The sequence below is a fragment of the Niveispirillum fermenti genome (genome assembly GCF_048066175.1).
Lineage (GTDB): Bacteria > Pseudomonadota > Alphaproteobacteria > Azospirillales > Azospirillaceae > Niveispirillum > Niveispirillum fermenti.
This window is the reverse complement of record NZ_JBLTXA010000158.1, coordinates 1-250: the sequence shown is the minus strand read 5'-3', so window position 1 is coordinate 250 and position 250 is coordinate 1. Positions and strand designations below refer to the sequence as shown.

Below are 250 nucleotides of genomic sequence, written 5' to 3'. Positions count from 1 at the left end.
GGTGAAGATGCTGACGGCGAAGGGCTTGCTGAGCGCGCGTCCGCGTCAGGGTACGGTTGTGCAGCCGACCTCGTCCTGGAACCTGTTTGACACGGATGTTCTGCGCTGGCTTTTGGAGCGTCAATTTTCGATTGAGCTTTTGAAGCAGTTCAGCCAGTTGCGTGTTGCGATTGAGCCTGAGGCGGCGTCGCTTGCGGCTCGATTTGCCAGTGTGCAGAGCCTTCGGCAGATCAATGAGGGTCTGGAGCGT

The 250-nt window shown here is 58.4% G+C and carries 1 protein-coding gene; it reads left to right on the top strand.

Annotation, left to right across the window (positions count from 1 at the left end; all coding sequences use genetic code 11):
* Nucleotides 1–250, top strand: a 250-nt coding sequence (locus ACM9LZ_RS26140) for a FadR/GntR family transcriptional regulator (protein WP_416622421.1), incomplete at both ends; no start/stop codon positions are given.